We start from the raw sequence: 23,441 nt of genomic DNA, 5'->3' as shown, positions 1-23,441 counted from the left end.
ATCCCTCGACAATCACAGTTCTCTGCACTCGGCCAACTCCCCACTACGTAATAAAAGAATTTAATTACATAGAAATCGTTGAAACGAGTATGGAGGTGCGTCGCACACTGCCGGTCAAACTCGACGTGGCCGACAGCGACAGAGACGCACTTCTCGACACGATCTCCCAATACAAACACATCGCCAACGAGACCAGCGACCACTGCTGGAACGAGAACGATTACAAGCAAACAGCGAAGTACGCTGTCAAAGACGAGCTGTACCACGACCTGAAAGCAGACCACGACCTTACCGCGAATCTCGTCCAGCAAGCCATCTTCCAGGCCGTCGAAGCCATCAAGTCTGGTGTCGAACGCCTCAAAAAGAACGAGGACACCAGCCAACCCGAGTTCACTGCCGACACTGCGCGGTACGACAAACGCGCCGCCACCTTCCACGACGACCACGTCTCCCTGTCCACCGTGGATGGACGCATCGAGGCTGACTACGTGCTGCCTGAAGACGGGACAGATACGCCGTTCGAGGAGTACCTCAACGGTGACGACTGGGAGTTTCGTACCAGTACACTTCACTATAAGCCGTTCGAGGGCGAGTTCTGGCTCCACATCGGCTTCAAGCGAATCGAAGACGACAGCGACAGCGAGCAAGCCAACGCTGATGTCCCCGAGAACAGAACAGTCCTCGGGATCGACCTCGGCGTCGAAACTCTCGCTGTCGCGTCAACAGGGCGGTTCTGGACGGGTGACGAACTCGACCACTGGCACCGCGAATTCCAACAGCGCCGGGCTGATCTCCAGCAAACTGGCACGCAGGAAGCCCACCGCACGCTCCAGCGCGTCAGCAGGAAAGAAACGGCGTACTACAAGCAGTATCTCCACATCGTCGCCAACGAGATCGTCGAGGAGGCGGTCGAACACGACTGTTCGGTGATCGCCTTCGAGGACTTGACGGATATCCGTAAGCGGGCAAAAGGAGCAACGTGGCACCACCGCTGGAGGTTCAACCGTCTCTACGAGTACGTTGAGTACAAGGCCAGCGCCTACGGAATCGGGGTTGAAGAACTAGAGCGCAGTCCGCAGGCGACGACGGTGCCAGCCTACTACACCTCACAACGATGCAGCAGTTGTGGGTTCACCCACAAGGATAACCGCCCTACGCAAGAACACTTCGAGTGCCAGAAGTGTGGCTACGAGAATCACGCCGACTACAACGCTGCGAAGAACGTGGCAGTGCGCTGCTGCCGGCGGCTACTCCGTCGTAACCAGACTGGCGGCGACGGAGGCGCATCTGTAAACATAGCGCTGAATGGCGGGACGATGACCGTGAACGTGTAAGCACCGAAAGCCCCTTCGACGGGGAGACGGGCCTCTCCGTGCCACCCCTCGGTGGCCTGAACGGGAGTCCACGTCAAAGCCCCACCCTCCACGAGCGAACCCCCTGCGGGTGAGCGAAGTAGGGTGGGGTAGTTTACACGTGCAAGTAGCCGCAGGCCTCGCACTGGGCGGCCGTCGTCGGCCGGCCGTTCACGTCGGTTTCGGCCTCTTCGACCGGGCCGCCACACACTTCGCATTCGGTGACGCCGTCGACTGCGCCCGACCCGTCGGCTCGAAGCGGGTGGTCGAAGCGGCCGACAGTCTGCGGTGCGCGGTCGCTCATCGCTGCCCCCCGTCTTCGAGAGCCTGCAGGCCAGCCGAGACGGCGTCCAGCACCTCGCGTTCGGAGAGGGTCCCCTCGTGGACCGTCTCCATCACCGTCCGTTTCACGCGCCGCTGAGCGGCGTCTGTCTGGGCCGCAGAATCAGCCGCCATCTGGCTTCGCAGTTCGTCCAGCGCGATTGCAGCGAACGGCACGACCACCCTACGGACGGACTCACGGTCCGTCGGGTCGATATCGTGCGTTTCCGGGTTGATCGACTCGCCGAAGTAGCGGTCACGAATCTCCGAACTGCACAGCGTGTGTTCGGAGATGTCCGCTTCGCCCGGCGTGATGGCCGCGTGAGCGGACTCGAAGTTGCCGAACCACGTCGGGAACTTCATCCGGAGGTCGTGGATCAGCGCGTCCACTGCCTCCAACTCCGACATGCTCTCGGTGCGCTCGGTACCGTCGTCGTCGTACGCTCTGTTCATCAGCGCCGCCGCGAGGTAGTCCACGACGCGAGCGGGCCGGACCTCCTTCCCGCGGTGGGTGAACGTTCCGAGGTCCACGAGTGCGCCCACTGGAACGTCGTCGAGTCGGTCCGGAGCGCGCTGCAGTGCGTCTCGGTAGTCAGCGGTGCGATGCTGTCCGTCGGGAGTCTGCGTGCCAGACATGTCCGTATTGCCTCACTCCCCTCGCCGCGCCACAACGCGCTTGAGAGGGGCCCCTCTTCCGGGAAGCGCAGACGATTGGCGAGCCGACGCGGTCTGGGACTGCCCGAGCGACAGCGAGGGCAGTGGAGCGCAGCCCGCGCTCGACCGAGCGAACTCGTGAGCGAGGGACGTAGCGCGTGGCTGCCACCGTTCCAGTCGGTGCCGAGGATCAGAGCGAAAAAAGCGAGCGGCGGTAGTCGCTACCGACTCGGATCGGGATCGTCTGTGATCGGCGATCCGAGTTCGTCACGGGTGCCGATTTCCAGCCAGTCGAACGTCCCGTCGTAGGAGACTGGCGTTGTGTTCATCGGCGTCCAGCTGGTCAGCCGATCGGTGAGTTCCTGGACCAGCTCGTGCCGGTGGAGTTGCCGGCGAGTCCACGAGCTATGGCCAGAAGCGAGTCGGGAAAAGCGGACGTACTGGGTTCCTGGCGGCACTTCGTCGCTGAACAGCGTGATATCGAGATACTGGATGAGTACGTTGCCGTTGGCTCTGGGCGACGTGTACTGGATGACGACGTCGTCGCGAGCGGTCATCTCGACCAACCACGCGTCCACGAGCTGTTCGACCGCTGCCGTGTCTTTGTTGTTCGGGACGGGAACCGGGCCGAGTTGTCCGAGGGGATCTAGGTGTGGGCCCTCGGTAGTCCGGTCGATCTCCGCGATGCGTTCTTCGACTGCTGGGTCAAGCTGCTGCTGATGTCTGGACATTGCTATGAGTGAGTCTTGGCTGGTGGTCACCGAGCGAACGAGACGTTTCACGGGGGGCGATGACGAGAACAGTGGCTCAGGCTCGTCCCCAAGCGCGGCTGCAGGGCGCACCGCAGTCGACACAGCGCCGATCGGGCGGACAGCCGTCGCCGTTGTCGTAGTCGCGACGGACGTGCCCGTTGCTGCACTCGTACTTCGCCATCTAGATCCCCTCCAGGTCGATGTCTGCGACCGCCAGTTCAACCTGCCGCTGAGACTGCTGGACGTACCGCTGCTGGGCGACGCGGTCGGCCGTGTCGGTGGTGGTGCTGTCGGTACTGTCGGCACTGCTAACGGAGATGGAACGATCGCCAGTCATGTCCGGATTGCCTCACTCCCTTCGCGGAGCCTCAACGCGCTTGGCGAGAGCAGACTCGCAGGATAGCACAAAGCGCTAACATGGTGGCGGTGGTCTGGGACTCCCCGGAGCGCCTGTGGCGCGGAGGGGAGTGGAGCGCAGCCCGCGCTCGACCGAGCGAACTCGTGAGCGAGGGACGAAGCGCGTGGCTGCCACCGCTCCAGCCGATGGCGAGGATCAGGGCGAAAAAAGACACACCGGCCCGGGACGTTAGTTGCTGCCTGAAGAGGAGATTCCGAGGGAGAGCCGATCTTGGATCGTAGCGACCAGCGAGTGCCACAGCCGGACACTCGAAGGCTTGGTGGACACGTCCGAGTCGTCTGGCCGACAGTACGGCGGTTTGGGGCCAGTTCGCTCGGCTAGGAGTGCTTGTGTCGGCACGTTACGTTCCCGTTGCGAAGGCGTGTACTCGATCTCATCCGGTTGTTCGTCTTCCGTTTCCAGACAACTCGCCAACGTGTCGAACATGGCTCACCCCCATCGCAGTACCGCAACTGGCTGCGAGTCCCTTCCCTCGGAGTGAGCGATGGCGACAGCTCCGTGAGGCGGGATCGCGCGCAGCGACCGGGGGGAGCGAGCACGATGGACCGCTCGCGAACGAACGTGAGCGCAGCGCTCCGGTCACGCCCCAGTGGCGAACGATTGTGATAGCGAGAGAGCGGACAGCCGACTTGGACTGAGGGAAAGCTCGCTCGCTTGCGGGCTGAGCGAGCGAGCAGGCCGAAGTGGAGCGTGCCCCAGAGCCCCGGGACTGTCAGGGGTGAGCGGATCTTAGATCCGCGAAGGGGGGAAGGGGAGCGCTGCTGCGCTCCCCCGAAGCCCCCTTGGGGGGTGACCCCCCGGCGGGACCGTTACGGAACATGGCACTCCATCGCTGTCGCCCAGTGCCTTCCGAGTGTAGCATAAAAAAAGACCGCCGGGAGTGCCGGCGTCGTCAGTCAGCCGTTCCGGGCGATGGCGACTCCGCCTTCGGTGCGGCCGTCTCGTCCGTGTCACCGTCGCGTTCGCGCACTTCGACCTCGTCCTGTTCGAGGAACCAGTCCGGGCACGACGCCGCGTCGAACCGGTAGGTCTCAGGCCCGCTGTGTTCGCCACCGCTGAAGTCACCGATTTCGTCCGGGTCTGCCTCGATGCCGATGAACTCCTGGGGCGCGTTGTGGTAGCCACGTTCGCGCTTTTCGACCTGCGCCTTCAGGGCGTCCTCGTCGGTGACGGCACAGCCGTCAGCCGGCCCGTTGCTGGCCTCCACGTCCGGCGTGTTCGTCACCAGTTCACCGTCACCCTGTTCGAGGATGTGCATCCGGCTTTCCGTCCAGAGGTCCTGGTTCTTGATGAACCCGAGTGCGACCTTCCCACCGCCGAAGGCGTTCACCCGAGCGTCCTCGACGATGACCTCCGCGCCGACCCGCGGCGGCGTGTACTCGGGGTCGTCCTGCCGGTGGTTGCGCCCGTGGACGGCCTGCTTCCAGACCGTGCACTTGATCGTCTGCGTGCCGTCGTCGATTTTCAGGACCTGGTACTGATTGTTCTGGAAGGGTTCGTACGCGTCCACGACCTCGCCCTGGACCGTGACGGCCATCGTGTCGTACCGGGCCATCCACGGTTCGATCGAGTCGATGGGGCGAATGCCGTACTCGCCTTCCCGGTAGCGCCCGACGACGATCTCGATGGCGGTGGTGATGTGATGGCCACGCTGGAACGCCCGAGCGACCGCGCGACCGACCGTCTTCTTGTCAGCCGCCATGCCGATGTCGTCGCACGCTTTCTCGATGGCCTCGTTGACCTGCGCGAGTTCCTCCTGAGAGAGCGTCCGGCGCGGGTCCGAGTCAGCCTCTTGGCCGTCCCGGTCGTGGAGACCAGAGTACTCGAAGGAGCCACCAGCCTTCGCTCGCCCCTCGAAGTCCTCCTGCCAGGCATCCGCGTAGGCGCTCATCGCTTCCCGGTTCTGCTCGGCGCGATTGCCCTGCCGGTCCTCGAAGTCGCGAGCCCGTTCGCGCTCCTCGGGGAGTTCCGACTCCTGGCCGACCGTGGACTGGACACCGTTGACCCGCGCTTCCCACTGCTCGCGCGTCTCGCCGGGGCGACGACCGAACGCATCGACTTCGCTGGGTGAGGTGGCTCGGAAGTCATCGTCGGCTTTGGCCTCCTGCAGCCACGTCGCCACGAAGACTTCACCGTCGTCTTCAGCGCCCTCGATCATGTTGTCCATGTGGAGTTCGCCCAGCACCGACATGCTGCCCGGAGACTCGTGCATGACCTGGATCGGTGCGTAGTTAAGTTCCTCGTAGATTTCCCGATCCGTGATCGCATTCGGGTTGGTATCCGTAACTTTCTGCGTCTTGCCGTCTGGGCCGGTAAGCTGTTTGCGGTTCATAGTAGTCAACTCTGGAATTCCGTCACTCCAATCGCCTCAACCTCAACTACGCGCTTCATCTCTGGACAGAATTCCATTTTAGCCTGTAGGATGGACTATGACGGGCGAGAGAAGCCGCCAGCCGGCCTGATCCGGCAGGGCCGACTCCCGAATGGCGATCCGCGCCGCGGCACAGGGTTGGGTCGTGAGCGCTGGATGGCTGTCCCAGCGTCAGATCATGCTAACGGTTCAGTGTCCCACTATGGGATGCTTTGGGACAGCCGACGTGTGCAACAAATGGGGTTCCTGTGGGGCAGGCCGACGGCCTCGGGGAGTCTCGTGTGGCGAGGGAGAGAGACGCAGGGAACGGCCAGCTTCGCGCCAGAGGCATCCACCGCAGGGCGGGGCGGAGCGGGGCGGCGCGCGGCGCGCCAGCGCCGCGCAACTCCAGGCCCGTCGCATCGCGAGACCATCCGCTCCCGGGAGATCAGGCTCATGGGCCTATGCCCCCGCGCCCCGTCCGCCATCGGGCCAGTCAGCCGTCGCGGTCCACGTGTCCGAGACGCGTCTGGCTGGGGGCCCTGCTGTAGCCGGCCAAGACAGAGAGGGGATCGCGCGCAACGACCGGAGGGAGTGAGCACGATGGAGCGCAGTCCGCGCTCGACCGAGCGAACCTGAGAGCGAGGGACGAAGCGCGTGGCTGCCACCGCTCCAGTCGATGGCTGGCCTCCCAGCAAAAAAGAGACGAGGTGGCGAGAGGGCTACGCTTCGGCGAGTTGGGAGGGATGGACGCATCGGATCCCGCCCAGGTCTGCCTGCTCGGCATCCGCCGTTCCGACCCACTCGCAGTCCGTGCACTCCAGCTCGGGGGAGTGGCCATCGTCCGGCGCGTCTGCCTTCGACGTCTGTTCCAGCGTCCCGACTGCCCGACAGGAGGGACACCGTTCCCGACCAGTCACTGTCACTGGCTGGAGATCGAGGTGACGAACGATCGTCGGATCCTCTGGTTGGTACCGCAGGTAGTCTTTCTCGTCGGCGAAGATTGGGAACCGCTCGTCGTTGCTGCAGGTCTCGTCCTTGTGTGCTTCCGAACAGAATCCCAGTTCGCCATCGACCGCCGAGCCTTCGAAGTCGGCGGGACAGACGACGGTGAATTTCGCGCTCTTCTCGCAACCTTCCGTTTCGCAGGGTTCGTTCATGTTAGTCGAGGATTTGACCGCAGTTCATGCATTCCCGGCACGTGTCTCGAGTTTTGGCGTCGGGAAGTTTGAACCGGCGCTTGGGCAACTCCACGATATCTGGATTGTCACAGCAAGTCTTGTTTTCGTTCATGGGTCTACGCACCTCGCCCGGACTCAATTTGGCTGACGGCTGATTCGATTTCCTGCTCTTTCGCCCGCCGCTTCCGTTGGTGGGCGAGTTGGCGAGCCACCGCATCCGCCGTGTCGGTCGTCGCTTCCGTTTCACTGTCAGTACTCGGAACGCTAACCTGTCTGTCTCCGTTCATAGTTCACACCTGTAGGCGCGTCGCCTCGCGCCGCACCGAGCCCCCTTGGGGGCGAGGTGACGCGCCGTCGGGATGGGTCCCAACCAGAGCGCGCGCCAAACGACGCCGGCGCCGAGCGACCATCGGGATAAGCCCGCTCGTGTCCGGCCCGGACTGGCGGCCCGTGTCCAGTGCGACTGTCGGTGAGGCAAACGCGCGTCAGCGCGGCACACTCGCCGGCACCAAGCACTGGAACGCGAAAGCCGCCGAGGGGCGCAACCGACGGGCTTACCCGATGGCGCACCGGGAGGGTGCGAGCGACGGCGCCAAGGAGGACGCGAGCGCTCGGGCCGTGGAGAGCGAGAGCCGATCGGGTGCCGAAGCCGGGGGCCACTCGAACGGCGCGTTTCTCTCACATCTCAGAGGGTTTCAACTGGCCGAACAGTCCACTGTTGGCGGTCCCGTGTTGCGGGATGTCGCGACTGGCTGGTCCCCACTCGGAAGCGTAGGCGGGGACCACCCGTTTGTTTCGGCTGGCCAAGACTATCACCTGGTGGACACACGGGCGAGCGCCGAGGGCGTTGCCCCGGCGACGAAAGCACCGCGGAGCTGGCGAGGGAGCCTGCGACCGAGTCCAGACCGCGGCGCGCAGCGAGCCGCGGCGACCCGTCGGCGCGAGGGCGTGGGCGGTCTCCATCACCACCGCCCTCGACGCGGTCGTCGAACTCGGAGTGATACCGAAGCCTGTCCCCCTGGGGGCCGCCCCGATCGTAGTGTCGGTCCCAGTGTTGCTCCTACCACTGGGGAGTCTCGTCGTGATCGTCCTGGCGGTCCGTCCCAGTGTAGTCCCATCTCCATGCCCAGCGTCTCGGTCCGACCGCGCCTGTGAGTGATCCGCTGCTGTTTGTCTCCACACTCTGTCCCGCACACACGAGTCCCCGTTTTTTCTCACGTTTCTGAGACTGGCTCTGTCCCCAGTGCCACCACCCATCCTCGAGCCAGTCTGCTGTCGCGCCCGGCCTGGGTCCCCACCCTACCGAGCGATGGGTGACCACCCTCGACGACCTCCTGCAACCCCTGCCTGTCTGAGCGTGCTGGCTGCCACGCGCCTGTGTCAGCATCCTGAGTATCCACCAGTACGATCTCCCCCTCACACCCCCCGCTCTTCTCGGCCGGTTGCACACCCGCCTGTCACCGCCTGTCTTGTCACCCCCTCCTTCTACCCGCATCCGGACCCTTTCTTTCGGACGCAAATCGGGGGGTGTTTGAGAGTTTAACCGGACCTAAAACCGTTAGCTTTCCTTAGACGCAATCTAAGACTGTTATTTGCGTCTGGAGGTAATATTATCCTGTTTTCTCAAAACGCAAAATTGCGTTTTTCTTGGATCTTGCCGGTGTAATATACCCGTTTTCGCCCCGAAGTCAGATTATTATAATAATATATCTGTCTGTTCCGGGGTGAAATACCACTAATATGGCTGTTTTCGGGAACGTAAGCGTGCTGAAAGTGGTGATTTGGGGAACTGTCGTGTAATTTCACTCGTAATTCGGCTGTTTTCGGGAACGTAAGCGTGCTGAAAGTGGCGATTTGGGGGACTGTCGTGTAATCCCACTCGTAATTCGGCTGTTTTCGGGAACGTAAGCGTGCTGAGCGTGGAGAACTGTGTTAGTATTTGGATTTGAACACCTGCACTGCGTGTTTTTGCGTGTCTGGGCGGCACAAACAAAGATATTTCTACCTGCCACAAGTGAAATAATGGTGAAAATGGATTCTATAGCCGACATGGACCGTCTGTATCAATATTTCACCTCCACACCGATGGATTCATTACCTACACTTCCTACAAGAGCATTTTTGAGAGGAAATATGTTTTTTACAGTTCTGAAACGGGTGTTTATCCGGTCTCCGGCTAAAGAGAGTCGGTCTCAGATTCGGGTTTCAGATTTTCGAGATATTCTGACGACGCTGGGTCTAACATTCTGTGTCAGTGGATGTGAGATCTGGGTCTTGTGACGATCGGGTGGCTGGAACTCCCTCGTAGCAGTATGTCTGTTATAGCTGTGACCGAATGGGAGGGTGAAGTGAGAGTTAGGAATCCTCTGTGTTATAATCACATTTTCGACAGAATCTGTGGTAGTTGTTCCGTACTCGTAGAAGGGTTATTTCCACCTATAATCTGTTGTTAGAACACATAATATACTGCCTGTTCTGATTAGATGAAAGCCGTTGGTTTGATTTAACCAAGAGTTTAGTCACGTCGAGACAACTTCGGAACATAAGATCGTCGCCAGCAGATATCTCAGTTCCATTCGGTTCTGGAGCTAAACTGGATAATCGAATGGAGAGATACGCCCATACTGTTCTCTGAATGCGGGCATAATAGAAGCGCACAAAAGACGAAAAATTAGGACGGTCCATAGAATCATTGTTCTAATTAAAGACATAATGTGAACTATGGCGACAGCGTTAATATAAAATCGTTATACTAGAATAATAGTCGGTAATTGAGTCTGAATTGGCGCTCAGTGCGACGCCATACCACCGGGCCTGACCACACTGGCTCTTTGAGCGCGACGGTGAAAGCATAGTAAGAGAGTTGATATAAGATCAGTTTCCGGTAGCATGGCGATATCTGCCCTGCTCAAATAAGTATAAAATAAATAAAGATCATTTCTAACATTAACAAATTGGCAGTAAGACAAATTAATATCTTGATTCGGGCGATCCCTGCACCACTCTCTTCAGCTGTGTCTGCCTACCACACTGTTGATATGAGGTGCAGACTATATTCATTACAATTTCTAATTGTTCTTAGTTGGTATCGGTAATATGGATATCATCAGCTAAAGTAGAATTTAGGGAGTAGGCAGTATGAATAAGCGGTTGTGTGCGAGAACCGCCGCTGAGAAATTAATCCCGAGATCTACACACGTTCTGATGGGGTGTGCGAGCAACTGTGCAAACCCGGTGAAATAGTCCACCACTATTCTGCCTATATCTTATACTATAACTCAATACATTGAATTGCGTATTCGCAGTGTAATCGACTTGTATAGTAGAATCATTTTGCTATTTCTTTTGTGTATGTATCTATGAACCTGACCGGCGTGAGAGCGGATAGGAGTCTGATTTGTGAGCATGATCGACAGTTGGACTTGTCTGATTGTGCTGGGACGAACGCTGAGAGACCCACCGCCGTGAATGGCTGAGTGGCCCATGTATCTGATAATCTATGTTTGTGCCACGGGTGCTTTCTCTATTTGATACGCTAGTTCCAACTATTCACTCAGACAATATCGATTATAATATTTTTACTTCTCTGTCAGAGATATATGGATAAATTATCGATGATCCAGCTATGATCGTACCCACTCCGCGTGGCTAAGTTTGTTACTGATTGCGTGGGTTGTGGTGATTATTGGCGGAAGACAGGGGCTATTTTTACCGGGAAACCCAATGGAGAAGGTGCGCTATTCCGGGAAAATTAACGCCGGACTACGACGAATTTCGCTCGTCAATCTCTTGGTACAGTTCTTTATCGAAGTCGATAGAACTGTAGATATTGTAGTCACACGTCTCTTGGCCGATGCAAAATAGCTGCATCGTGTCGTTGTCACAGTGCATTGGGAGCGGGGTGTTGCCGGCGATCGTGTTGGAGAGTTCGTACCGAGTTTGGTATTCTGTCGTGGCTTCGTCGTACCACGGGAACTGTGAGAAGATGTCTTTGATGTCTTGGACGAGCTTCTCGTCATCGGCGTCGTAATATTGTGGTAGCCAGCTGCAAAGACGGACGAAACTGAACAGCCACTTGCGGACTGGAGGCTGCTGGTGAAGTTTGTCTCGCAGGTTCTGAAAGCAGGGAAGTTCAAAGAGATCGCTGATTTCGTCGACGTGGACCTCTTTGTACTGACTGGATGTCTCGTCGATGTAGTAGGCGTCTGTCTCGGTGCCTGTCGTGACCCGTTCCCAGGTCGGCATAGACTCAATCACAGCGTCAAGGCTCTCATGGAGTGCTTCAGGGCTTGTTATCCGGCGGAGCCGTTTCTTCTCCCAGTCACGTTCAGGCTCGTACTCTGAAAGGATCTCGTACAGCGCGGAGAGGGTGAAGGTTTGCCCGGTCTGATAGCTGTCAGCGTCTCCGATTGCGTTTTCAATGGTGCGCGCGAACTGCGTGTCGGGGTCCCAGTCGTTGTAGATCCGCTGGTTTTGTCCGGTCCGGACCCACTTTTCAAGTTCCTTGACCATCCCGTACTCGCCATTGAGGAACCATTCTTGTTGTTCGTCGCCGAGCGTGTCTTCTATCGAGAACAACAGGGCAAAGAAGTCGTCTTTGAGCCGTTCGCGAAGCTTGTATTCTGCGTGTACCGCCGGGACGTACAGGTGGTTATCTTTGGTGTGGGTCAGCAGATCGCCTTCTTTCTCTCCTGTGTCGGCGTTGTATCGGGCCCCGACACTGCCATCACTTCGGTAGACGAGACACTGTGGGGAGGCAGAGGCCACGGGTATTTCGAGGTATAATCGGCCTCCAAACTCATCCATTTCCCGTACGTCCGTGCAAATCCGACTTGGGATCGGTCCGTCTTCTGGCTCTGGTTTACTGTAGAGAACCTCTGCGAGTTCCTGTAGAATGATGTCCTGGTCGTTGTGTTCCCGGATCATCCGCGTCAGGCGTGTGATGTAGTAATCACGAATATCCGTGAGCAGTTTGCTGTTCTTCTCCGGGACGCCCTTGTACTTCTCCTGGTTCGTGATGATATAGCTCGCGAGTGTGGCTGTAGTGGCGAGGACGGCAGGATCCCGGAATGGGGGCTCTCCCGTTACTTTCCGATCAAGCCCGCGATCAATCGCAATCGTCCCAAACCGATCAATCAGCCCATGCAGGTCCAATGAGGCCCCATCAGAATCACCACTGCCGGATTCTGATTGAGGTTGATCGATTTGAGAGATACTGTGACGCTCTTGTAGAACGTCAAGCCCTCGATCATAGAGCGTCCGATGGGCAGATCCCGTGTATTCGACTGGGAGAGCAGCCGTTCGGTATGCAGCTAATAGGCTCTCCGTTGCGTCCATCGTATATTTCTCTCCGACGTCGTGTTTGGATTGCTCCGAGCTCATGAGTTCGTAGTCGTGTTGTCTTTGGTGTGAGCGGTGCTGCTACTATCGCTCCCCCCGCTATTGGACTCCTGAAGTACCTCATCAGCCCCGTCTGGTGTCATTGCACCCGACCCGTCCGCGTCGGGGTCTGCCCCATCGCTTTCTGTGGACTTGGTGCTGTCACCCCCACCACCGTGTCCACCCCGATGAGTTGTGTCCAGGAACTCTGGAGTCGCCTCTTCCCGGAAGTCAAAATCCGGTGATGAAATGGGAGTTACAATCCGCGATACCTCCGAATGGAGGGAGTAAGGCAGCCGCATGACACGCGAACGATCTGGCGTCACTTCCGCGTCAATCGGGATCCCGAACTCTTCTTCGATGAGCGTCGCGATCACAGTGCGGGCTTTTGTGTCGTATTGGTGGGCGCTATCTGCATCGAGACCGACGACGTGACACCCCTGCCCAGAGTACCGCACTTCCACGACACTGGCGTTGAATTGAGTCTCAAGGATGCCTTTGACCGTGAATCCATACTCTAGCGACTGGCGAATATCCTGAAACGCGTAGTGCTTGCCGGCGGGTGGTTCGTCGACGATACCCGCCTTCCGACGAAGCTCATCATCGCGAAGGCTGGTAGCCTTCTCGCCGTATGCGTCCGCTGCACGCTCGGCTGCGACATCTTTGGCGTCGATATCGATGAACAACTGCCACGGCCCCTCGTGGAGTGTCGCGCTGTAGTAGACTGCCGCTGAAACAGGGTCACTATCAATACCCGGGACAGCGGGATCAACCAGCTGCGCGTCGGCATCTATCCGTTGAAGCGGATCATATCTGGCCGGGTACTGGATGAAATTCAGTAGCTCGGAGAACAACGGGAAATGTTTATGCTGGAGTGAGCCGTCCTCATCTGTGGCCCAGGTACTCCGGCGGATGAAGTCCCGATCGGGCATTCCACTCCCCGAGACTGGATGTTCGTCTCTGAACGCAATCGCGTATTCAGTCGGTGTGTGTGGTCCAATGTAATTGGGCAGTTTTTCGCGATATTCCGGGAACTCGTCGATATAATATGACCGGATGTCAGCAGGGTCGCTCGACTCCCACGTCATTCGTAGTCCTCCAGGTCGAAGCCCTTGAACGCGTTTGATTTGAGAGACTTGATATCAGTGATTCCAGCAGCGTGAATCCGATTCTCGTCGTCGTCGAAAAGCGCCCAATCGCGAATTTGATAAATATGGTCAACCGACTCCAATTCGCCGTAGTCTTTCTCTCTGAACTCTGGAACCTTGGATTTGAGCGCTCGGAGGACTGTCTCTGCTGCATCTTTGTCAGGAACGGCCCACAGGGCGGGCACGTTCTGTGTAACCATTGTATTCCAGTCGTCACGGATCGATTGATAATCGTTTGAATCCGTTTCCACCTCAGCCACGTGTTTGACGTTCCCGTTCTCACCGTATCCAACGACGTCAATGACCTCGTCGGCCCCTTCTGGCTGATGGTATGTTTCCACAGACTCAACAGCATCTTTCTCCTCCAAGAGGTAGTATTTCACACGCTTAACGCCGACTCGGTGGGCAACGTTCTCTCCAACGTCACCTTCTGTATTTGTGGGCTTTGTTACCGACTCGACTCTCTGCCACCCATCGTCAGTGAGATCGTAGTACTTTGCACGGTAGGTATCATCTTCACGCAGATACCCCATCTTCTTGAAGGCCTCAATCTGTGGGTTAGTGAACCTCTGTACGAGATTGTTCATACTGTCAAGGAGATGGTATCCCTCTAGTTTCGGATGGTCTTTATCTGCTAACGCATGGGCAACCGCTTCGAGAAACTCCCTATCGTCTTCGTTCAATCCTTTCGCAGCTTCTGCTTCTTTGATCCTCTCTCTTGTGTACTCTTCAAACACCGACTCTGTGTCGGTGAAAGAGACAGATTCGCTCTGCCCATCGTCACTGTCGGTCTCGGCAGCCCCAGTGTCTCTTTCGTAATCGAGCCCCTCACCTATCTCGCGGTCTTCGTCTTCGCTCAACTCATGCTCTTCGTCGGCAGTCTCGGCGCTACTTTCGTCTTCGGTGGTTCCATATCCATCCTGGGGTTCAACAGGCATATCGTCGGGATCAACCGACGCGGTTTCCCACCACGGACCGGCATTGATACCCGTGGGTTTTGGTGCGCGTTGAAGCTCTGACAGTGGGATATCACTCGCTGCTGTGGTGAGTTGGCGTGTGATTTCTGCCCATTGTTCACTGGGGATTTCCCTGACTGATTTGACGTCGTGTTCGTAGAAGATGCCGCTCAGGATCGTCTGGGCTTCTTCTACGTCTTCGATATCGCAGCAACCGAATGCACGCTTCCAGCGCCCTGCTGTGTGGTAGGAATGGCAGATTTCACACCGATACTCTCCGGGCTCGTGGTATGTGACCCGGTTCGGGAGCTCATCGACGTTGTGGTCCTGGTGGTCGGGGAAATCATCTTCAGCGACGAATTCCTCTTCAATCGGATCGAGGCCGATCCGTCGCCGTTGGTCGTTCAACTTCTGGACGTGTTGAGCAAACTCGTATTTATCGTCGTACTTGGCGTTGATGTACCCGCCGACGTGGATTGCCGCCATCTGCGAGTCGAACTGGCAACACTGGGCTGCTAATGTTGGTTTGCTTGGAGCGAACCGCGATCCACAGATCGTACACTCATAGAATTCGTCGTCGGTGAGTGTGATGTGGGCCGGGAGATCGGTGACTGAATTTAATCCCTGCTCATCAGCCTGCTCTTCGTCCGCATCGGTGTCGTTCTTGCCGGATTCGATCTCTGATTCCTGTGCGGGTTCTTCCGGGTCTGGTTCTGACCCTTCGGCAGCGCCCTCCGCGGCTGCTTTTGCTTCGTGTTGGGATTCTGCGTCAGAGTTTGACTCGTTGGGAGGGTCTACAGTGGCTGCTCCGGAGGCACCCGTTGGCTGTGACGCTCCATTTTCGGTAAGATCGGTCTTAGACCCGTTTCCGTCGTTGGGAGGTTTTTCATCCTCACCCGTGTCTGTTTCCGACTCTGTGGCGAGACCGACACTGCCAGGAATGGTTTTTGCACCGTTGTCGGAGTTGCTGTCGTCTTGCGTTCCTTCAGTAGTTGGACCTGCCGCCACTGGGCCTGTGTTTTGATCGTCTTCTGCGTCGGACTTGCTGTCGTTAAAGACACTGTCTCCAACGCTTTCGGTCGTATTGTGGCTGCCTCGATCAGAGAAGCTTTCAAGATCGTCAATATGTCCGTTGAGGTTGTCGCTATCCTCTGTGCCCTGCTGTTGGGCTCCCGATGCTCGGCTCTCTCCGTCTACAGACGCACCGGTATCCTCCTGCTGTGAACCGTCTTGTTTGGACTGATATCGAACTTCGCCGTCGTAGTAGGCGGTGTCGACGACTTCCGGGCGGTCAACGGCGTGTTGTTTGAGCGTTGCCTCGTATCGGTTGTCGTAGTCGTCCTCGAAGCGGTCGCGTTCTCGTTCCGTGAGCGGCGCAGACGATTCGGGATGCCCGCTCGGAATATCAAGCGCCCGGACACTGAACGGCGTGGGCACTTGCCCGTGGAACTTCGAGGCCGGCAGGGATGCAATCCATTCACCCGGCGGCAGTTGTTGGAGTTTGTTCTGCATCTCCTCGGGCGGTTTTGTGTCCGTCGCGAGGATCTCGGAGACGTTGATCTCCTTCTCGATGTTGCCGAAAATCTTGGTGTGGATGTCGTTGAACAGTTCCTCGTAGGCCCGTTCGGATTCTTCTTTGACCTGTCCCGGATACTGCATCACGAACTCGAGGCTCATCCCGAACGACCGGGATTCGGGGATCAAGTCTTCCCGGACCAGCCGGGTTGCTGTGATAGGCGCAGCCTCTTCGATGATGAGGTTGACAATCTTGTCGTACTCGTTTTGCTGTTCCATGTTCCGCTTCTGGACGGCATCCCAGAGAACAGATAGCAGGAGCGACGAGAAGGCGTGCTTGCCTTCTTCGAGCCGCCCGAGGTCGAACAGCACCACGGCGTCGTCGTCCTCGATGACTTTCCTGAAATCGAAGATAGCAGCGTCATCTGCGTAATCGCCTTTGTCGTGGTCCCACTCGGCGACGTGGTTCATCGCCCGCCAGAGCTGGGGGTCCTGCATGACCTTCTCGAATCGATTCAACACCGCCGACATGGAGTTCTGGAAGGACTGGTCGGTCTTGGCAAACTGGCGAGTGAGCACCTTTTCGATGTCACGGTCGCTGTTGGGGGCTTTAGGAACCTCCTTGTGTTCGGTCATCCGCTTGGCTACCAGGTACAATTCTTTGAGTGTGAACGCGTCGTCGGTCGGATCCGGCATCGGGTTGCCCTCCTCGTCCTCGCCGTTCAGATTATTGTCCTTGTCGAACAGCGCGGTGATCAGGAAGGCAATGATGTCTTTCGCTGCGTAGGCCGCTTCGTACTCCTCGCGACCCATGACCATCGCCATTACTTCGTGGAACTGCCGGACCTTGCTCTGGATTGCGTCCTCGCGAGCGCGCCCGGCCGCCAGCTGTGGCCGAATATCGAAGAAGGAGATTGCCGGAATCAGATCGGGCGCTTTGAAGTGGTACACCGAGTCCAGGTTCTCGTGTTTCTTGTAGTAGGCCTGGAGGAACTCGCCGGCGAGACCGTCGCCTTTGGGGTCGATCAAGATCGTCGGCCCAGCCACGTTTTCGTCGAGGTGGAGCATATCGTTCTCCACGGCAATCGACTTCCCGGCCCCCGTCCGGGCAAACCGGGCGATGTGCTGGGTGAGTTTTCCGGGGGGAAGGCGAGCGGTCTCTTCTTCGGGGTATCCCTGCTGGTCGATCGGATAGCCGACCGGGAGGCCCTCGCGATACTCGTCCAACAGCTGTGGGTTCGGCCGTGGAAGCGGGTTTTCCGATTTCTGCCGCTCGATTGTGTTGCGGTAGACTTCCGCTGCAAGTGATTCTTCTGGTGGGATTGTGAACAGCGGCAGGAGTTCTGCCGGGCCAACCACAAAGTGGGGATAGTATCGCTTCCCGGTGATGAGCTTCTTGACCATCCCCTCCTCACCGCGGCCAGTGTTCACTCTCCGTTCTAGAAGGCTCTTGTACTCGGTAATCGAGTCCGTGTTGTTCCGACCCCACGATGAATCCGGGGTCAGCACTTCTGAATCGAGCCGGTAGAATGCACCGCTCAGATCGTTGAGGGCTCGACTGATCGTCTGGAGTGTTTCTTCGGCGTACTTCTGGGTCCGCTTTTCTTCATCGGTCGTGTTGTCAGCGGATGCGATATCGGATTTCCCGCTGATTACACCCGGCGCGGCCGTCGTGAGCGGCATCACCGCCCGAATGTTTGCCTCCCACGTTTCCTTGGGCGTCTTGGCTTCCATCAGCTCCAGCCGGCGCTGCTCGTTCGGTTTGAGTTCACGATCTTCTGCGGACTTTGAGTCGCCCTGATGGACGACCATGTTCCAGAACTTGTTGAGCCACGCTTCGGTGTTGTCCTCGACGTCGACCTTCCGCTTGTGCATTTGGGACTTCCAGTCCTCTTTGCGGTTGATCGTCACCTGGAAGGCCAGCGGCTCTTTGGATTTCGAGAGTTCGTTGAGGATCGGCCCCAGCATCGAATCGGGATCGGGCAGGTTGAAGTCGCTGTCAGCGGTTTCCTGCCCCATCATCGTGCCACGGTTGGCCTTCGACGCCGGGGACCGGGTGTCGGACCCGAGCGTGGTCATCCAGTCGTTGCGCCATTCGGCCTCGCCACGCCAGCGCGCTGCGACGGAGGACGTTCCCTCTGGGGCAGGCCGCACTAGCACGAGATCGTCGTCAACTGCAACAGGCCCCGGAGCGGTAACTTTTGATTCGTTCTCATCAGGCGCGATGGACTCGTCGTGCAGGAGAACGACATCCCCGTTCTGGAGCGGAATCGTGTTGTCGATGTGGCGGAGCGGCGTGCCGTCCTCCGTGTATTCGATTTCGTCACCGAGCCATTCGATCTCGCGAACGTCCTCGCCGTGGAGTTCGTCGTCCTGTTTGCTGCCGTCCGTCCTGTCTTCGGAGTCGTTGGATCCAGTGTGGGATTTGGGCCGGATTTTCCCGCCGTCGCTCCGGACATCTGGATCGTCGTCTGCGTCAGAATCCGTGTCGTCGGTAGAGGCGGTGTCGTCTGTGCTGTCGTCGCCGTCCTCGTCGTCACCACTCACAGGATAGGTACCACCAGTGGCGTCTTCACTAGAGGGTGTCTCTTCTTCGGCAAGTTCCTCTTTATCTCCGAAGATCCCCAACATCGGGTTCGGATCGTCGGGGTCATTGGAGTCTTTTTCAACGGACTCTGAGGGATTTGGCTCAGTATCCTCGCTTTCACTGTCGTCCTCTGGTGGTTCAGACCCGTTTTTGGCTGTCTGTTCGGCTCTGTCACTGCTCTCCGCTGTGCCCTCGGTCGGAGGTTCTGCGGGTTCGCTAGTGCTATCCCCGTCTGTTTCTACAGGTTTGGCGTGGTCTCCATTCGTCTTAGCAGATGCTTCTTCAGATGAGTTGGCTGATGTGTCTGTAGATTCGTCTTCAGGCTGGGTTTTAGACTCGGGTGCGGGTTGGGCTTCAGATTGGTCAGCGTCTGTTTTGACTTGGACATCCGTCTCATCTGGCTCGACCTCACCGTCTTCACCGACCGTATAGTCGACGTGATAGTGTTCCGATGCCTCGGCGTGAACGTCAGCGACGAATGAGTCCCCTGTCGTTGCAGAGCCCAGGTCGTCGGGGTCAGCTGGCCCTCCACCAGCGGCCGATCGCTCGTCGGTGAATTGCTTGTCAACGTCGTCTGCTGCCACAGGCAGATCCGTCTTCCCGGTCGAAACCGTGATATCGTCGTAGTCGGGCCGAAGGTTCCCTGCCTTCAGGTGTTCGACGAATTTCGGGACCGGGAGATACACCTGCTTGCTCAGTTTGCGCTCGACGTCGATGTTCACCCGCTCGATCTCGAAGGAGTTCGGGTAAATCTCTTCCAGCCGGTCTTTGAGGGCTGCGATACCGGCATCCGCACCGTAGTAGATCTCGATTGGACGCCCTTCGCCTTCCGTGAGTGCCAGGAATTCAATCGTCGGATCATCCGAGTCGGACGATAGCTTGGGGAGGTGCCACGACCCTGATCCGGACTTCATGTCCAACAGGGCCCGCAGGTGCGTGATTGCGTTCCCCTCGTCAAATTCCTCAGTTGAGGGAGTGACGCGAATGAATTCCTTCGTCCGGAAACCGATATCTGCGCCGCTGTTGTGGGGCTCGAATTTGATCGTGTTTGGATTTGAGGCCATGTGTGCTGTGTCGTAGTGTGGGAGAGGGTCGAGATTGAGTGCCGTTGCTCGTCAGTCGTCGTTGTAGGCGTTTGCCGGTGCGTTGTCCGGGTCCGGCGTCCCGAGGCTCTTGTCGAGACCGTCGCGAAGCCGGCGAACGGCTTCGTCGGGGAGTGAGTCTGCAATCGCGGTGATCTTCTGCTGGGAGTGGTGATAGACTGCTTCCTGTATGTCGGTGCCTTGGTCGATCTCTTCGAGGATTTCGATCATCTCTTCGGTACTCATCATCTCCATCAACAGAGCGAGTTCGTCCGAATCCTCGAACTCATCGTGCATGATGTCCGCAGTACTCAAGTCGATGTTCTGCTCGAAGTCGTTGTACTTGCGCTTGAGCAACCGCCGTCGGATGTTCCGCACGAGGTCCGACTCCGCTGCGGAGTCTCTCCCGGGCAGGTCTGCGATTTCGTCTTCGGCCTTGTCGAAGTCGACAACCGCGTGTTCGGCCGGGTCCGAGAGGATGTTCATCGGGTACGGCTCGCCGTTGACCAGCGCCAGTGCCTGCGAGTAGTCGTGATTCTTCCCCGTGTTCGCGTTGTCGATGAAGTCAATCATCTGGGGATTCAGGTTGAACTGATCGGCGTGGTCGCGGATTTCGTCCAGCCGGAGGAACACCTTGATGAACGTGTTGTTGAGGATCGGCTGTTCCTCGTGGTCCTCGCCAAAGAAGTCCGCCACTTCCTGCGTGAGGTATCGCAGTGACGTGTCGTAGTGCCGGGCGTGGCGGTTCCTGGTCTTCAGGAACTCTAGGCTCTCGGCGTCGGACATCAGGTAGTGTGCCTCGTCGATCAGGAAGATGACGTTCTTGGGCGTCTCCTTCGCGCGCTCGTACACGAGCGAGAACACGAGCTTCATCATCAGGCCGCCACCGCTGTTCTGGCTGCCCTCGATGTTCTTCAGGTCCAGGTAGATGACGTCGTTGTCGAAGTTGAAGTCCGTCTCCTCGGTCAAGTTCTCGTACTGACCCTTCCGGAACGGGCGAAGCAGGTTGAGCAGGTCTTCCGCTGCTCGCTTGATCTTGTCTGTGTTGCCCGTCTCCCCGATAAGGAAGTCCTCGGGCGACTGCTGCATATCCTTCAGGACCTCGATCACCGTGTTGACCGTCGGGGAATCGTTGTGGTGGGTCTCGATAGAGTGGCTAATCCCTTTCCGGGAGTAGGACTCGACGACCGCGTCGTTGAGGAACGGACGGAGTTTGCCGAGTGACTGCCCTTGCGTCTGGGCGAAACTCTCGAAGAACTCCATCACCTCCTTGATCTTTGTCGACAGCGGGTCGTCACCCTCGGTCTGCTCGGCGGCAACCCGCCCGGATGGCGGCTTGATTTCGAGGGGGTTCAGACCACGCGACCCGCCGATCTCGATCCGCTCTGCGTTGAGGGCTTCGGCCAGCCCGTCGAACCCGGACATGGGATCCAGAATTACGACCCGCGTGTCCTGTTGGGCCAGCTTCGACCGGAGCGCCCACAGTTTGTTCGAGTAGGACTTCCCGGACCCGGAGTCGCCAATCACGACCCAGTTGTAGTTGGTCTCGGACTCGAATGGGTCTTTGATGATCGGCGAGCCGTTGAACGTGTGATACCCCATCTCGATGCCGCTGTCTTCGATCAGCACTGACTGGTTGGCAGACGAGAGTGCTGCCCCAACGCCCTGCCCAAGCCAGATCTTGTATGGGTCGTATGCAGAGGAATCGCGGTACTTGTCGTATGAGAGGGGCGCGACCGACTCCATCGCCCGGACCTGTTGTCCGTAACAGGTGCGGAGGTTCAGATTTGCCGGTTTGTCTTCGAGCGAGTGGCGGAGTTGCTGTTCCTGCTCTTCGACCTCGTCGAGCGTGTCCCCGATAATCGAGAAGTAGGTCGTCACTCGGAAGGGGCGCTCGCCGGCGTTGATCTGTTCCCGGAACGACCCCAGCCGTTCGGCTTCGGACATATCGTCAGATGCGCCGAACTGGTCGCCACCCTCGCTGTTGAGGATCGCGTCGGTCTGGAGGCTCTCGGCCCGCCTTTCAGCGTCTTTGGCTGCTCGCTTTTTCGACACCGGGTTGAAGTGCATCGCCATGTCGAACTGCAGATCCGGACGCTTGAGGACCGGATCGAACGCACCGTCGGCAATCACGTCCGGCGTGTTGTACCCGTGGAGCGTCTTTCGGACGTTGTTCCCCACGATGACGTGGTCGGTCTTCCGCTGGATCGGCGGCGGGACGATCGTCGTCTTGTGGAGTTCTTCAGTGTCTTCGAGGATCCTGACGCCACTGTCGGGATCAAACTCCGCATCGGCATCGTCAAATGGATCATCCGGCTCCTCCACTTCGGCGTCGTCGTCTGCTTCCCCGTCGCTGTCTTCATCATCGTCGTCCGGATCCGGGTCTCTGGTGAGGTCGGAGAGATCGTCCGGGCCAGTCACATCGGTCGTTCGTCGTGACCACAGCACGAATCCGATAATGACGACTCCTGCAAGGAGGACCGCGTAGACAATCGCGCCGGTTATCGGGATAGCACACGACCCGCTACTACAGCTGCCACTCGTCGCTGGAATCCAGCCAAACAGGATGTTCCAGACCTTTGCGGGGACCCCGACCGGGAGGGTTTGGAGCAGTGTCATGCTACTTCCTCCATGTCAGGGTCAAGTTCACCCTCTTCATGCGGTCGGGCTTCGACGTGGGCCTGCTCCGAGATGTGATCCGAAACATCCGCGTACTGGGGCTCCTGTCCCGTCCAGAAACGGTGCTGTAGTTCGACCCATTCCTCGACTTCTAACGGCTCGCCACTCCAAGACGGAACTTGGTCGATCAACTGCGTGTCGATGGTTTCGAGGCGTTCCCGTAGTGTTTGCATCATCTTTCGGTCGCGTTCGAGCGTGTCAGAAACCTCCTTCTGGTGGGCGATTCCCTGGAAGAAGATGCCGATGAAGGGGACCTCAGTGAGCTTTTCCAGCGGGGTCTTCTCCCCGGTCTGGGACTTGATAATGTCGGACGTGTCGACGTGGGTGATGAGATAGTACTCTCGCATCCCCTGTCCGGTCTCGTTCAGCCCACGGGGGCGGTTCTCGATTTCAGACTGCAGGACTGCTTGCTGGACAGGGGCGTTTTCGAGGTCTTCGCTCTGGAGCCGGTCTTTGAGGTTTTCGCCGTAGTCCTCGACCGGGTAGGAGGTCGAAGTCACGTACAGCTGGAAGGGGAACCGGCCGTTGTTGTTGGCCCATTCCGCAATCGTTTGTCGGATTCGGGCGCGCTTGCGGGGAGAGACAAAGCCCATGTTGCCGGGCTCGAGTTTGTACCCGCCGACGAGCGCGCCGTCAGTCCGCTTGATGACGTGGAAGTCGGGATACCACCGCTCGATATTGGTGAACTCCTGGGTATCCTCGTCAGTGACGAAATAGCCCATGAGCCCGTCGTTGGCTTCGACGGCGGCTTCTTCCTCTGAGTCAACCTGCTCCGGTTGGGTCTTGTAATACCAGAGAGTCTTGACCCACTGGAAGCCGTTCATCTGATCGGGGCTGGCCCAGACGATCGTCCCGCCGATGAACATCCCGACAAAGGCGAGGAGGAACCCACCGACACCGAGTCCCAGCATCGTCCCCAGTAACAGCAGGGCAAATGCTGGACCGCCGACGATGTACCCGTCTTGGCGATCGACGTTGATGTACGCGAGCGTGTCTGGGCGTTCGAGCGTCTCGACGACAAATCGTGAGTGGGGGCTATTCGCGGGCATTAGTTGTAGTGGGTGGGT

12 protein-coding genes are annotated in these 23,441 nt (G+C 58.3%); 1 reads left to right on the top strand and 11 read right to left on the bottom strand.

All coding sequences use genetic code 11. From position 1 onward, the window contains the following. Positions 1-89: 89 nt before the first annotated feature. On the top strand, positions 90-1,334 hold the full coding sequence (locus tag BMX17_RS11120) for an RNA-guided endonuclease InsQ/TnpB family protein (RefSeq protein ID WP_092659996.1): 1,245 nt from the start codon (positions 90-92) through the stop codon (positions 1,332-1,334). A 133-nt stretch (positions 1,335-1,467) separates the two neighbouring features. Here the strand turns inward: BMX17_RS11120 and BMX17_RS11115 are convergent, their stop codons facing one another. The 11 genes from BMX17_RS11115 to BMX17_RS11065 all read right to left on the bottom strand — a co-directional run bounded on the left by BMX17_RS11115 (position 1,468) and on the right by BMX17_RS11065 (position 23,423). Next, positions 1,468-1,656, bottom strand: a complete 189-nt coding sequence (locus BMX17_RS11115; RefSeq protein ID WP_092659994.1) for a hypothetical protein — start codon at positions 1,654-1,656, stop codon at positions 1,468-1,470. After that, positions 1,653-2,309, bottom strand: coding sequence for a hypothetical protein (locus BMX17_RS11110; RefSeq protein WP_092659992.1), 657 nt, complete (start codon positions 2,307-2,309; stop codon positions 1,653-1,655). Before BMX17_RS11110 ends, BMX17_RS11115 begins: the two co-directional genes overlap by 4 nt. A 239-nt stretch (positions 2,310-2,548) precedes the next feature. Continuing rightward, positions 2,549-3,058 (bottom strand): hypothetical protein, encoded by a 510-nt coding sequence (locus BMX17_RS11105; RefSeq protein ID WP_092659989.1) that lies wholly within the window; start codon positions 3,056-3,058, stop codon positions 2,549-2,551. A 202-nt stretch (positions 3,059-3,260) separates the two neighbouring features. Further along, positions 3,261-3,416, bottom strand: coding sequence for a hypothetical protein (locus tag BMX17_RS26070; RefSeq protein ID WP_170845391.1), 156 nt, complete (start codon positions 3,414-3,416; stop codon positions 3,261-3,263). A 973-nt stretch (positions 3,417-4,389) separates the two neighbouring features. Continuing rightward, complete coding sequence (locus BMX17_RS11100; protein WP_092659987.1) at positions 4,390-5,829, bottom strand: single stranded DNA-binding domain-containing protein; 1,440 nt, start codon at positions 5,827-5,829, stop codon at positions 4,390-4,392. Positions 5,830-6,569: 740 nt separating this feature from the next. After that, a complete protein-coding gene (locus BMX17_RS11095; protein WP_092659985.1) occupies positions 6,570-7,007 on the bottom strand; it encodes a hypothetical protein in 438 nt (145 codons plus the stop codon). A 3,783-nt stretch (positions 7,008-10,790) separates the two neighbouring features. Then, positions 10,791-12,365, bottom strand: a complete 1,575-nt coding sequence (locus BMX17_RS11085; RefSeq protein ID WP_139203479.1) for a primase-associated protein — start codon at positions 12,363-12,365, stop codon at positions 10,791-10,793. Between the two features lie 41 nt (positions 12,366-12,406). Next, entirely contained in the window at positions 12,407-13,495 is a 1,089-nt protein-coding gene (locus BMX17_RS11080) for a DNA primase (protein WP_211611325.1), read from the bottom strand. Beyond that, positions 13,492-19,677 (bottom strand): hypothetical protein, encoded by a 6,186-nt coding sequence (locus tag BMX17_RS11075; RefSeq protein ID WP_092659979.1) that lies wholly within the window; start codon positions 19,675-19,677, stop codon positions 13,492-13,494. Before BMX17_RS11075 ends, BMX17_RS11080 begins: the two co-directional genes overlap by 4 nt. Positions 19,678-19,728: 51 nt before the next feature. Beyond that, complete coding sequence (locus tag BMX17_RS11070) at positions 19,729-22,314, bottom strand: VirB4 family type IV secretion system protein (protein ID WP_092659977.1); 2,586 nt, start codon at positions 22,312-22,314, stop codon at positions 19,729-19,731. Then, positions 22,311-23,423, bottom strand: coding sequence for a TraC-like domain-containing protein (locus BMX17_RS11065; protein WP_092659975.1), 1,113 nt, complete (start codon positions 23,421-23,423; stop codon positions 22,311-22,313). The genes BMX17_RS11070 and BMX17_RS11065 overlap by 4 nt, the downstream gene beginning before the upstream one ends. Positions 23,424-23,441 lie beyond the last annotated feature (18 nt).

It is taken from the genome of Halorientalis persicus, from assembly GCF_900110215.1.
GTDB classification, from domain to species: domain Archaea; phylum Halobacteriota; class Halobacteria; order Halobacteriales; family Haloarculaceae; genus Halorientalis; species Halorientalis persica.
The sequence above is the reverse complement of the archived record's forward strand: the minus strand, read 5'-3'. Positions and strand labels throughout refer to the sequence as shown.